The organism is Stenotrophomonas sp. SBJS02 (genome assembly GCF_020428325.2).
In the GTDB taxonomy this organism is placed as follows: Bacteria; Pseudomonadota; Gammaproteobacteria; order Xanthomonadales; family Xanthomonadaceae; genus Stenotrophomonas; species Stenotrophomonas africana.
The window spans coordinates 1992778-2005526 of record NZ_CP109812.1 but is presented as its reverse complement, the minus strand read 5'-3'; the positions used below and the strand labels follow the sequence as shown (position 1 = coordinate 2005526).

The window sequence follows — 12749 nt, the reverse complement described above, 5'->3', positions numbered from 1 at the left end:
CCAAGTCACAAGCCAGCCGATGCCTCGAGCCATCGTTCTGGCGGGACAACCCGGCGCGGGTAAAGGTGGACTGGTCAAAGCTGTTGAGATTGAGCTTTCCGATGATGTTGTAAAGGTCGATCCTGACGAGCTTCGCGGCGCTCACCCTGATGCTCGACTCCTGCGCCAGCAGCACCCGTACACATGGGCCGGCCATACACATGAAGACGCCAGCCAATGGGCCAAGGAGCTGCGTTCGACAGCAGTAGAGGGGCGTAGGAATCTCATCCTCGACACCACGCTTGGCAATGGTGATAGCGCGGTCTCATTGATCAAGGACCTTCAAGCCAACGGCTACGACGTAGAGATTCGAGGCGTCGTGGCGCATCGGTTGGAAAGTGAACTTGGCGTGGACGCCCGCTTTTCCAACTCTCTGGATAGCAGAGGCTTCGGCCGCTACGTCCCCGAAGACGTGCGCAAACACGTTTACGATGCCCTGCCCGGCAATCTGGACAAGGTCCAGGCCGAGACCGGCATCCAGATTCGGCTCTACGGACGCGAAGGTGCTCAGGTCTACGACAGCCATAGCGATACCCGCCTACCGGGCGCAGCGCTGGAAGCCGAACGCGAAGCTCGGCTGAAAGACCCTCGAATCACCCAATCATTGCGCGATGGCTGGCGCGCACAAGGCCGCTGGCACGCCGAGCTTGGGGACACCCTGCCCCTCAACGACAAGGTCAGTCCACCAACAACGGCAGCCGTTTTCGATGAGCGCGCAACGCTCAAGGTTGTTGAAGGCATTACACCCAACATCCAGGAAGCACGCGTCATCGACCACACCATCCGCGTGCGTCCAAACATGGTGCGGGGCGCCGTCATCGGTGGCGCCGCAGCGACGGTCGTTGAAGCCGCGACGGAAGGAACAAAGATTGCCGACCTGTACGCGCGCGACAACCGGACGGGCGCGGAAGCCGCGCTGCTGGACCTCGGAGCACGCAGCGTCGGCGGTTGGACCGGCGCGGCAGTGGGCGCCAAGGTCGGTACGCTGCTGGGCATCGAGTCCGGCCCTGGCGCCATTGTCACCGGCATCATTGGTGGCGGTTTAGGCGCCTGGGGTGGCAGTGAGATCATCGATTGGATCGAGAAATACCAGATCAACAACCAGGCCGACGGCACCGGCAGGGTCTGGACGTTTGACCCGGCGCATCCCGAAAAGGGCTGGACGCACGGCGAGCGGGAGATCATAGGCACCGTCGGCACCCTGGCCGATCGCCCTATCTACGGCGCGACTACACTGCTCACGGCCGACGCCGAATTGACCCAGCAACTGAACTACCAGGCCTCAAGCCGGGCCGTCGGGCTGCGGCTGTCCGCGCCGGATCAACCGATCAATCCCTTCAGCATTGCCGGCGATGCCAGCGATACACCCAGCGCACTGCCACGCCCCTGGGAGCGCAATCCGGAAACCGGCGAATGGCGGCGCGAGGTCGTCCATCAGGTCCTCGAGCACGGCGTCAAGAACACCACGGTCGAAGTGGCCGACGCCGTCAAGTCCGCCCAGCTTGACGAAGCCGCACAGGGCATCATGGCCTTCAACGCCGCCCGCAGCTCGGCGGCCTTTGCCAAGCAGTACGAGCAGGCCTACACCGCACAAGGCTGGTCCCAGTACGGACCGATTCCGGATGAAGTGATCTGGGCCCAAGACCATCCCGATCACGTACTGGCATCCGATGGACGCACCTATCAGCAACAGGGCGACGGCGAATGGCTGCATGACGGCTGGATCTACGATTCGCTGGCCGAGGGCAACATCCGCGACGAGTTGAACGGAACCTACTCGCAGATCCGCGCCATCCAACAGATGGAGGCGCCCGTACCCGGCGCCCACGGACGCAGTATCGAGGCACTGACCGTCAACGAGCGCGAAGCCCGCGACCAGGCCATGCAGGAAGCCAATCGACTGGGTGTCGCTGCACCGCAAGCGCAGCAGGTTGCCGCCGCTGCCGTGGCTGAGGTTCGCGGCGAGCACGCCGAAGAACGGCTGACGCCACAAGCCGTGATCGATGCGCACAGCGCTGAACGCGCTGCACTGTCGCCCAACACATCACCCTTGGTACAGGAGCATCGCGCTCCTGCGCCTGCAGCGCCGACGCCTTCGGATCGTGTGGAATCCGTGCAGGAACCGGCTCGCCGCGAAGGACCACGACGGGAGCCGATCGCGGCCGCTGCAACGCAACCTGCACCGGATGAGTCAAGCGAGCGGCAAGCGCATACCGAGGCAAATCCTCCTGCGCACCCGATGCCGGCAGCCCCTGTGCCGTCACGCGGCATTCCCTCCGCTGAGCGATCTCCCGCACAGCCAGAAGTGAGTGCATCATCTACGTCGGATGTCGGGCACCCCGCTCCTGCGCAGGAGCCCGTTGCAACTCACACCCACTCCCCGACCCCGTCGATTCAGACCGAAGTGGCTGTTACTGCTCGTCTCCACGAAGCCGAAGCAACACCAGCGCCAGTCCAGCTTGAGCCAGACGTTCCACCCCCCCTCGCAGCAGCCGAGCCCGCTGTGCCCCCGCTGATAACAGACGCCGCGCCCAAGGTCTCGGAGCACGAGCCTCCTTACACGCCACCACCCGTCGAAACAGAGGCAGCACCACCATCAAGCGCAACGGCCCAGTGCGAACTCAAAGCGCCACCCGCCCCCCTGCTGCCTACCCAGCCTGAGCATCCCGATCACGCCCTCTACCAACAGGTGCGCGAAGGCGTAGCCACGTTGGATGCAAAGCACGGCCGCACGTTCGACGAAGCCAGCGAGCGCATGACTGCCAGCCTGCTGGTGCTGGCAAAGGACAACGACCTGGACCGCGTCGACCACGTACTGCTGAGCAATGCCACGGCAGACAAACCCGCCGGTCACACCCTGTTCGTAGTCCAGGGCGAGCCCAGCGACCCCGCACACCAGCGCGCCGCGATGCCGACTGAACTGGCCGCACAGACCTCGGTCGAAGAATCCATGCAGCAGTTCGACGCCGTCAGCCGCGAAGCGCATCAACGTGCCATCGCCAACCAACTTGAGCAGCAGCTGGAAGATCAGCGCGTGCAGCACGATATTCAGGCCCGCGCCGCCAGCATGGGCTGAGTGGGCAAGACACGTGCGAGATCATTCGCAACAACCCGCCCTCCTGGCCCCTCTGTTTGCCAATCGGCGCCACTGATATCGCCGCACAATCAGAAGAACAGACTCGCTCGCTCAACGGTCGCGAGCGGGTTTGCCTTCCGCACCGCCTCCAGAAAGAGCAGGAAGTCGCGGTTGAACAGCGTCAGGTTGTTGGTGAACGTCACGCACTTTCTGCCCGACGCTTTGCTGAAGCACACCTGCCAGACATAGCGCGCATAGATGACGTCGGACGTTCGAGTGACTGAGGTGATCTGCGAAAGCGGAACTGCCGTGGGCACCGGGCCCCGCCGCAGGAAGAAGGATTCTGTATCAAAGAAGTAGTGCTCGCGATCCTCTTTGCCATCCGCCATCACCAAGGTCATGGACGTGCCGGAAATCCGGCGCGGGGCATCCAAACGCAGCCCCGTTTTTACGGAAGAGCGGGCAGTCGCTGACATTCGCCGAAGGGTGAACCAGAGAATCACCAACGGAAGTGCCGCAAGGACAACAAAGCCTACGGTCTTCAAAACAGTTTCCAGCGTGGTGGGCACACAGATCTCCAGGATGAACTTTCAGGCGATGCCCAAGTAGATCCACGCCATGCGTGGATGACTCTCCCTCAACGCCCCATCACTTCCAATGATCCGGCCCCAAAAACGGCAGGCTCAACACAAATACCGGAACCGCCACCGGCACCAACGCCGCGCCCAGCACCTTCCCGGCCGCCGTGCCAACACCCGGCTTGTCCGTATCGTCCGGTCGGATCCGCTCAGCCCGCGCGGTGATCGACTGCGGCAGCTTTGCCTTCGTGGCCAGCGCAGCGGCATCCGGCAACTTCACTCGCTCGCCGTCACTCTCGAACAGCGCGCTGTAGTAGCTGCCACCCTGCCTGGAAAGGTTGCAGTCCGGGTTGGCCGCCAGCTCGTAGCGGGTCCGGGCTTCAAGGATGTACGGCTGGCGCGTCAACGCAGCGGTGGCCTTGGCCACCCGCGGGCTGATCTCCAACCGCTCCAGCTTGAACTGCGCCGCCTGTTCGGGCGTCACCTGCTCCGGCCGCAGCAGCAGCGCGTAGCTGCCATGCACCTTGGTCCTGTCGGCCGGCACGCGCCAGTCCTCACGGAAGTACAGCTGCGCGCAGACCACGGCCTCGCGCAACGGGCTGTCCATCAGGGCGCGGTAATCACGGAACGGCGCCGCATCAAAGCGCATCGGTTCGTCATAGACCGGCAGCAGGTACAGCTTGCCGTCGTCGGCCACGAACGCGCCGGTAATCTCGCGATTGGAATGGTAGTAGTCCGGCCCGCTGGCGCAACCAGACAGCAGGCCAAGGCACAGCGCGGAGAGAATGAAGCGGATGGACGTTCGCATGTCGTGTTGAATGGCTTCCTTGGAAAACCGGCCTCGCCGATAAGGATGAGGCCAGTCCGCCATGGTGCCACGGCACCGCATGCGATGGAGAACCCGGCTTACTTCAACCGCTCCACCAACCGCTGCCCCACCTCCAGCGCCGATGCCGGGTTCTGCCCGGTAATCAGCTCGCGGTCCACCACCACATGCCCCGTCCACGGCGTGGTGTTGCTACTGAACGTCGCACCCGCTCGCTGCAACGCCGTCTGCGGGTAGAACTTCATCTCGCCACCACCCAGCAGCGGCTTGGCCTGCTCCTCTTCCTGGTTGCTGATCACCGTCATCTGGTAGCCGCTGTAGATCCACTTCGGCGTGGCCGGCATCGCACCCGCCTCCAGCTTCGCCACGAACCCAGCGGCATCCGGCAGCGTGGACAGCAGCGCGATCGGCCCGTGGCAGACCAGCGCGGTGGTCTTGTTGCGCTGGTGGAAGTCGGCCAGCAACCGGCCCAGCGCCGGGCTCTTCAGCAGGTCCTGCATCGGCGCGTGGCCACCGGGAATGTAGACCGCATCAAAACGCGCATAGCCCTGCTGCTCGACGCGCGCCAGGCTCACCACCGGCGATGCCGTCGGCGAGGTCAGCGCCAGCTTCTCCAGCAGGTCCTTGTGCAGCGTCAGCTGCGCGGCATCGTTGCCGAAGTACGCCGGCGTCACCGAGGACGCATCCATCGTCGGCGCCCGCCCCTGCGGCGTGGCGAAGGTCACCTCGTGGCCCGCATCCAGCAGCAGCTTGACCGGCTGCATCAGCTCGTTGAGATAGAAGCCGGTGGACAGCACCTTGCCGTCCTTCAGGTCCAAGTGGTTTTCGTCGGACAGCACCACCAGCACGTTGGCGGCATGCGCGCCGCTGGCGGCCAGGGTCAGGGCCAGCGCGGCGGCTAGCCGGGTCATCAGGTTCATGGGGAGCTCCTAATCGGGGAATGGCCGCCACTTTATTCATCGCTCCAGCGGCGATAAATTGGCCCGATTGCAAAACATCTGTTCGCCGGAGAGCCAAATGAGCCGCAAGTTCGACTACCTGGGCGATGTGGAGGTGTTCCTGGCGGTGGTCGAGCACGGCTCGTTCACGGCCGGCGCGGTGGCGCTGTCCACCACGCCCTCGGTGCTGAGCCGCGCGGTCACCCGTCTGGAAGCGCGGCTGGGCCGCCAGCTGCTGCAGCGGACCACCCGCCGCGTGGGCCTGACCGACGCCGGGCGGCTCTACCGGGAACAGGTGCGCACCGCCTTCGGCCTGCTGGACGACGCCGAGCGCGACGTGCAGGGCCAGGACGGCGCGCTGGCCGGCCGCGTGCGACTGAGCGTGCCCACCACCTATGGCCACTACCGGCTGCCGCCCGTGCTGGCGCGCTTTGCGCAGCAGTACCCGCAGGTGCAGGTGGAACTGAACATCACCAACCGCAACGTGGATCTGGTGGCAGAGGGTTTCGACCTGGCCATCCGCCTGGGCCAGCTGCCGGACAGCGGGCTGGTGGCACGCAAGCTGGAAGACGCGCCACTGCTGCTGGTGGCAGCGCCGGAGTACCTGCAGCGCCGGGGTACGCCGCAGATGCTGGACGATCTGCAGCAGCACCTGTGCCTTCCGTTTGTGATGCCTCGTACTGGGCGGCTGGCGCCATGGATCTTCCGCGACGATGGGCGCGACGTGGACTGGCTGCCGCGTTCGTCCATCGAGACCTCCGACGATGTGCTGGGCGTGGTGTCGCTGGCCGAACAGGGCATCGGCATCTGCCAGAGCTATGCGTTCATCGTGCGCGAGCGGCTGCAGCGTGGGGAGCTGGTGGAGGTGCTGCCGCAGCTGCGCGGGCGGTCGCGGCCGTTCTCGGTGATCTATGCGCCGCATCGGCGGCAGTCGGCGGCGGCGCGGGCGATGATTGAGTTGCTGGTGGGGAATGCGGCTGGGGTTGGGGATGGGGGTGATTGAGGCTGCGATGCTTGCTGGCGGTGTCGTGTTTGAACCGGTTTTCTGGCTGTGCGGCTGATGGAGCGCTGTTGCGATCTGCTGCGACTTAGGAGTTGTTGCAAAGAAGGGGGTCGCGCTATTCGCTTATGGCATGGGCGATTAAGCCACTTCTATTCGCAATCAACAGAGCCACTGCGCGAATGCGTCTCGCGGTGTCGCGTGTTGCACGAATGGTGCGTGCAACAATAGTTCTTCGCTCTCGAATTCCGCGATTCCTTCGCCAGCCTCTTGCGGGAATGGGTGATTCGCTCCCATGCCCCGTTAGTCCGCCTCCAGTACCTGCGGCACATAGATGCGGCGCAACGGCAGCAGGCCCTTGTATCGCGCATCGAACTGCTCGTAGTGGGCGAAGACCAAGTCCACCAGTTCATCGCCGTCGATCAGGCGCAGGTTGCCTTTGCCCTGCTCAAAACTGCGGCAGGCCGGACTATAGCTACCCAAGGTCACAAACAGCCCGTACTCGCCATGGGACAGCTTGCCGTACAGGGCCGACACGTCCTTGTCGGTCACTGTGTTGGGGCTGCTCTTGACCTGCACCTTGATGATGGGCGGCTCGATGCCCAGGTGGTCCTTGTGGGCAATCACGTCCACGCTGGGTTCGTTCACCCGGGTCTTGCGCGCGTGGTAGCCCATGCATTGCAGCAGGTGCACCACGAAATCCTCCAGCGGCAAGCCCTTCAATTCTTGCGCCAAGCGTTTGAGCACGAAGTCGCGGGTGGTGTCTTCCATATCATCGGTGACCAGGCCCACCGAATGGTCCTGGTCCACCGGCAACGCAGGTGGGGACTTGCCGCCCACCGCCGCGCGGAATTCGTCGGCATAGCTTTTGACCTGGAACAGGCTGAGCGCCGAGCCGATTTCGTACAGCGCGCCTTGGGTGAACTGCAGGCGTGGCACGTGGCTCAGCCATTGCACGCTGCGGCGGTGCGGATAGCCTTGGATGGCATCGGCCACGTACTGGTACGGGCCAGTGACGCGGCCAATGTGCACTTGTTTGTCCTGCTTGGAGGGGTACACCAACAGGTCGCCGGCCTTCATCTCGTGCAGGAACCGGTAGGGAATACCCGAAACGGTGGCAATGCCGCCTTTCTTCGCCTCCGGGTAGGCCTGCACATAGCAATGCCGAAAGGCGTCGCGGTCGGCTGCCAGCCGCGACAAGTCGCCCATGGCATCCCAGCCAATGGCAATGCAGCCTTGTTTGAGGAACAAGGCATCGGCATCGCCGGTGCGGCCTGCATGGATGCCCCACACCACTTCATTCATCTGGATGGCCTCGTGTCTGCATGTGGGAGTCAGCCGTCTTCACGGATATTCAGCGGTGGCAACGCAGCGACGATCTTCTGGGTTTCGAGGCTGACGGTGACCACGCGCTGGAACAGTTCCAGCGGGTACTTCGGATCGTGCATGGTCTCGATGGCCCAGTCGTTGGCGTCGTTGACGATGCCGCTGGCCTTGTCCACGCGCACGGCTTGGCGTTCCATCACCCAGTCCAGGGCGGCCTTGCCGTTGACCACGTAGTCCCAGGCGGCTTCGGGGATGCCGGTGAGGGTGATCTTGCTGTTGTAGATCACGGTGCTGCGGTCATTGACCGACTTGCCGGTGTCCGGGTCTTTCTTCTTTCCGAACTTCATCTTCTCGACGCGGTAGTCGGCGTCGGTCAGCTTGCCCTTGGCTTCGATGGTCAGCGGATACTTGCCCGCCGTCTCGTAGTTCAGGTGCAGCGCGGCGAGGTCGCGGCCGGCTTGACTAAAATGCCGGAAATCGGCGGCAGTGCGCACGCGCGGGATACGCGGCAGCTCCTTGCTCAGGTTGTCGGCATAACGTTCTCGGTAATTGGGCGAATGCAAGATGCCGTAGATGTAATAGAACAGGTCCTGCTTGCTGATTGCTTCGCCCGGATAGGCGGCCTGGAAGTGGGCCAGGCCGGCATCGGTGATGGCGTCACGGCGGCGCGGGCCGTCGCCGACCTTGCCGACGAACAGGCCATCATCGGATTGCTGGGTGGCTTCGTCGTAGAGATACAGCGGGAAGTTTTGACCGTTAAACTGAACCTGCAAGTCGGTGACGACATCAGAAACGATTGCGCTCACTCGATCCGAACCGACTCCCGTGATCTGAATCACCAAATTTTCCGAACTTGCATCCGGAAAGATACGCGGCATCTGGTAGACGCAGTTGTTGAAGTGGCGATCGAAGTACAGCCAGTTCTTTGAGAACGGCCGGTAGAGTGCGCAAACAATTCCTTCTGGTCGATAATGCCTTTCATTTTTCCGGCCAAGATCCTGTTTCACTTCTCTGGTCCAACTAATGGAAGTTGAATCGAAATCCAAAAATCCTTCAACGTCCGGCCAGAGATTTTTTGGAATTCCCTCGCAGGCGGACGTGTAGCGAACAACCTCGCCGTTGTAGTAGTCGATCATTTCAGTAACAGTAGATGCCAACTTTCCACGGGAAAAGTTGTAGACCCACGCGTCACGGTTGGTTTTGACGCCGTTCGAGAAACTATCGAACACGGCAGGATCATTTCCTTTTTTGTCTCCAAGTGCGATGAATCTCCCAAAGCTGTCATCACGCTGCTTCAGCCAGTCGCCATGCGTATCCGGGATGATGCGCTGCCAGTCCTGTTTGGGAATGCCGCCCACGCTGCCATAGACTTCGATCTTGGCCAGCTTTTCCTCACGGCTCAGGTAATCGCCGATGTCGTGGAAGAAGATGCGGCCATGCTCGGTGGCCTGCGGATTCTTGACCAACAGCGAGATGGCGATGGGCGCGCGGCTGCCGCTGCCGAAGATCTTGCCGCCTTCCTTGCGCGAAGTTTCGCCGCTGGTGCGCTGGTTGCCACGCAGGTGGAACACGTAAATGTCCGAGTATTCCTCGGCCAGGCTCTGGCGCAAGCCATCGGCGGTGTTGGCTTCCACAAACCCGGCATTGGTGACGAAACCGATAATGCCGGCATTACCGATGCGATCAGATGCCCAGCGGATCGCGCGGATGTAGCTGTCGTACAGCGCGTTCTTCAGCGTGGCGTCCGAGCGTGCCGCGTAGGTTTCGCGGATGCGCGCATCCAGCGAAGGGTAACCAACGTTCGCATTGTTGTCGTTCGCACTGGCTTGCCCCGCCGAGTACGGCGGATTCCCCACAATCACACGGATATCCAGCGCCTTCTGCCGCCTGCGCCGCTTGCTGTTGTCCACCAGCAACGCATCGACGAGATCGTCCTTCTCGTACATCTGAAAGGTGTCGGTGAGCAGGATGCCTTCGAACGGCGCGTAATCGCCGCCGGCCAGCTCGTGATACGTCGCCTCGATATTGATCGCGGCGATGTAGTAGGCCAGCAGCACGAGCTCATTGGCGTGGATCTCGTGCCGGTACTTGTGCGCCAGTTCCTCAGGCTTGATCAGGCCCGACTGCAGCAGGCGGGTGATGAAGGTACCGGTGCCGGTGAAGGGGTCGAGGATGTGCACGCCCTTGCTGCCGAGGGTCTGCCCGAACTCCTGCTGCAGCAGGTGGTCGACGCTGTGCAGGATGAAGTCGACCACTTCCACCGGGGTGTAGACGATGCCCAGGCGCTCGGTCATCTTCGGGAAGGCGTTGCGGAAGAACTTGTCGTACAGCTCGACCACGATCTTTTGCTTGCCGGTGGCGCTGTCGATGCCTTCTGCCCGTAGCTTCACGCTATCGTAGAATTCCTGCAGGGTGTCGGCCTCCTTCTCCAGGTGCAGTTCGTCGAGCACGTCGAGCACTGCCTGCATGGCCTTGGACATGGGGTTGTGGCTGGCGAAGCTGTAGTCGGCGAACAGCGCGTCGAACACCGGCCTGGTGATCAGGTGCTGGGCCAGCATCTCGATGATCTCGGCATCGGAGACCTTGTCGTTGAGGTCGTCGCGCAGTTCGCTTGCAAAGGCGCTGAAGGCGTCGCGGGCCTTGGCCTGCGTCTCGTCCTCCAGCAGGGCCTTGATCCGGTCGATGTGAGTCTGGGCGATCTTCGCGATGTCGTTAGCCCAGTCTTCCCAGTGGTGGCGGTTGCCGCACTTCTCCACCACCTTGGCGTACAGGGCGCGCTCGACTTCGCCGATCTCGAACTCGAATTCGCTTTGCACTTCGGCTTCGTAGCCAGGCTGGGCTTCACCGATACTGTGCTTGCCCTTGGCATTGGCCGCCTTGCGGGCATTGCCGTCCACCAGCCGCGCGGTCTTGCGCTGCACGGTTTCCGCGACGGCGACGACTTCCATCCGGCTGCGGTCCGGGCCGACCAGGTCGAGCTTGTTGACCATCGCGTCGAAGCGGTCGTCATGGCTGCGCAGCGCCTGCAGCACCTGCCAGACCACGGCATAGGTGCGGTTGTCGTTCAGCGCCTCGTGCGGCTCGATGCCGGCGGGAATCACCACCGGCAGCACCACGTAGCCGCGCTGCTTGCCCGGGGCGTTGCGCATCACCCGGCCGACCGACTGCACCACGTCCACCTGCGAATTGCGCGGCGTCAGGAACAGCACGGCGTCCAGCGACGGCACGTCCACGCCTTCGGACAGGCAGCGCACGTTACTGAGCACGCGGCAAGTGTCGGGCGGCGTGGCTGCCTTGAGCCAGTCGAGCTTCGCTTCCTTCTCGCCGGCGTTCATGCTGCCGTCGACGTGCTTTGCCTCGCAGGTCATGCGCGCGGCGTCCTCGATGTCCTCGGCGTCCTGGTAGGCGTCCACGACCGCCTTGAACATGTCGGCGATTTCCTTCGAGCTGACCTTGTGGGTCTTGCCACCCCGGCTGGGCTCGATGACCTGGCAGAACGCGACCGCGCGCTTCATCGGTTCGGCGCTTTCGCCGGCACCCTCGTGAATGCCGAGCTTGGCCAGCGCCTTCCAGCAGCCAACGATCTTGGCGGCATCGTCCACTCGCAGGCTGTTGTTCTCGTCCTTCAGCAGAGTCTGGAGGCGGCGATTGATGTGGCTTTCCTCGACTGCCAGCACGATGACCTTGTAGTCGACCAGCAGGCCACGCTTAACGGCTTCCGAGAAGGTGATGACGAACAACTGCTTGCCGTACCAGGCCTCGTTGTCCATCGAGTACAGAGCCACGTTGTCGCGCTCGGCGACGGCCTTGGCCTCGTTGCCGTAGATGCGCGGGGTGGCGGTCATGTACAGGCGCTTGGCCGCGCGGATGTACCCTGCGTCGTGCACGCGCACGAAGGCGGATTCGTCATCGCCTTCAAAGGTGGCGCCAGTGGTGCGGTGGGCCTCGTCGCAGACGATCAGGTCGAACTCGGCCAGGCCCTGCTGCTGGGCCTCGTGGATGACGGCGATGGAGTGGTAGGTGCTGAACACCACGGTCATGTGGTCGCCGTCGCTGCGCGCGGCCACGCCCTTGGCCAATGCGCGGGCATCGGTGGTGGCCGGGTAACGCAGTTCGTGGGCCAGGGTCTGGATGGCGTCGTCCTGCTTGCGGCCCTTCTTTTTGCCCACGTCGCTGTCCGAGCACACGGCAAAGCTATGCAGCGGGATGGCGCTTTCCTGGGTCCATTCGGTCAGGGTCTGCTGCAGCAGCGACAGGCTAGGCACCAAGAACAGCACGCGCCTGCCTTTGCCGGCTAGGCTTTCGGCAATCCTGAGACTGGTGAAGGTCTTGCCTGTGCCACAGGCCATGATCAGCTTGCCGCGGTCGGCATCCGCCAGGCCGGCGGTGACAGCCTTGAGCGCGGATTCCTGGTGCGGGCGCAGCGATTTCTTCGGCTTCAGCGCGACGGCGGCCTTCGGCTGGAATTTCGCCCAGTCGATCTGGCTGGCTTCCAGGTCATGCAGGGTGATCTTGCTGACAGGCGGCTGTTGGTCGATCAGCGCGTTCTCGGCGTTGTCGCTCCAGTGATCGGTGCTGCTGACGATGACGCGGTGGGCGAAGGGCTTGCGGCCCGAGGCGGTGAAGAAGCTGTCGATGTCCTTCTTCTGCAGCCGGTAATCGGGGTCGTAGAACTTGCACTGGATGGCGTGGATGGCGCCGGTGCCGACTTCCTCGGCGACCAGGTCGATGCCGTCGTCCTTGGCGCTGAAGCCGTGCGTGGGCGCCCATTCGGCCCAGGTCCACACCTGGCGATAGAGGTCCTTATAGGTGGCCTCGTTGCGCAGGTAGGCGAGAATCAGGTCCTCGAAATAGGTGCCCTTTTCGCGCTCGGTCATCGAGCTCTGGCGGAGGGTGTCGAGTAGGGTCTCAAGTGCGGTCACGAATCCGGATCCTGAAAAGCGGAAAATCGAAGGAAGAAATGGAC

7 protein-coding genes are annotated in these 12749 nt (G+C 63.1%); 2 read left to right on the top strand and 5 right to left on the bottom strand.

Going from position 1 to position 12749, the window contains the following annotated elements; all coding sequences use genetic code 11:
• Nucleotides 1-19: 19 nt before the first annotated feature.
• Nucleotides 20-3115 carry a zeta toxin family protein gene (locus FQS62_RS09495; protein WP_208043653.1) on the top strand — a complete coding sequence of 1032 codons (3096 nt, stop codon included), beginning with the start codon at nucleotides 20-22 and terminating at the stop codon, nucleotides 3113-3115.
• Between the two features lie 89 nt (nucleotides 3116-3204).
• Here FQS62_RS09495 and FQS62_RS09490 read toward each other — a convergent pair whose 3' ends face one another.
• The 3 genes from FQS62_RS09490 to FQS62_RS09480 form a co-directional block, all read right to left on the bottom strand.
• A complete protein-coding gene (locus FQS62_RS09490; protein WP_226053515.1) occupies nucleotides 3205-3684 on the bottom strand; it encodes a hypothetical protein in 480 nt (159 codons plus the stop codon).
• 79 nt (nucleotides 3685-3763) lie between these two features.
• Nucleotides 3764-4501 (bottom strand): hypothetical protein, encoded by a 738-nt coding sequence (locus tag FQS62_RS09485; RefSeq protein WP_099590142.1) that lies wholly within the window; start codon nucleotides 4499-4501, stop codon nucleotides 3764-3766.
• A gap of 98 nt (nucleotides 4502-4599) precedes the next feature.
• Nucleotides 4600-5439 (bottom strand): type 1 glutamine amidotransferase domain-containing protein, encoded by an 840-nt coding sequence (locus FQS62_RS09480; protein WP_208043652.1) that lies wholly within the window; start codon nucleotides 5437-5439, stop codon nucleotides 4600-4602.
• Between the two features lie 97 nt (nucleotides 5440-5536).
• Here FQS62_RS09480 and FQS62_RS09475 point away from each other — a divergent pair, with 97 nt between their 5' ends.
• Nucleotides 5537-6460 (top strand): LysR family transcriptional regulator, encoded by a 924-nt coding sequence (locus FQS62_RS09475; RefSeq protein WP_208043651.1) that lies wholly within the window; start codon nucleotides 5537-5539, stop codon nucleotides 6458-6460.
• Nucleotides 6461-6760: 300 nt separating this feature from the next.
• Here FQS62_RS09475 and FQS62_RS09470 read toward each other — a convergent pair whose 3' ends face one another.
• Both FQS62_RS09470 and FQS62_RS09465 read right to left on the bottom strand, forming a co-directional pair.
• Nucleotides 6761-7762, bottom strand: coding sequence for a restriction endonuclease (locus FQS62_RS09470; protein WP_208043650.1), 1002 nt, complete (start codon nucleotides 7760-7762; stop codon nucleotides 6761-6763).
• Between the two features lie 29 nt (nucleotides 7763-7791).
• Nucleotides 7792-12705: a DEAD/DEAH box helicase gene (locus FQS62_RS09465; RefSeq protein WP_208043649.1), complete on the bottom strand. Its 4914-nt coding sequence runs from the start codon at nucleotides 12703-12705 to the stop codon at nucleotides 7792-7794.
• Between the last annotated feature and the right edge of the window lie 44 nt (nucleotides 12706-12749).

Excerpts from the sequence above, each read along its gene's own strand:
- FQS62_RS09470 (WP_208043650.1), bottom strand. The coding sequence starts at position 7,762 with ATGAATGAAGTGGTGTGGGGCATCCATGCAGGCCGCACCGGCGATGCC.
- FQS62_RS09495 (WP_208043653.1), top strand. The coding sequence starts at position 20 with ATGCCTCGAGCCATCGTTCTGGCGGGACAACCCGGCGCGGGTAAAGGT.
- FQS62_RS09485 (WP_099590142.1), bottom strand. The coding sequence starts at position 4,501 with ATGCGAACGTCCATCCGCTTCATTCTCTCCGCGCTGTGCCTTGGCCTG.
- FQS62_RS09475 (WP_208043651.1), top strand. The coding sequence starts at position 5,537 with ATGAGCCGCAAGTTCGACTACCTGGGCGATGTGGAGGTGTTCCTGGCG.
- FQS62_RS09480 (WP_208043652.1), bottom strand. The coding sequence starts at position 5,439 with ATGAACCTGATGACCCGGCTAGCCGCCGCGCTGGCCCTGACCCTGGCC.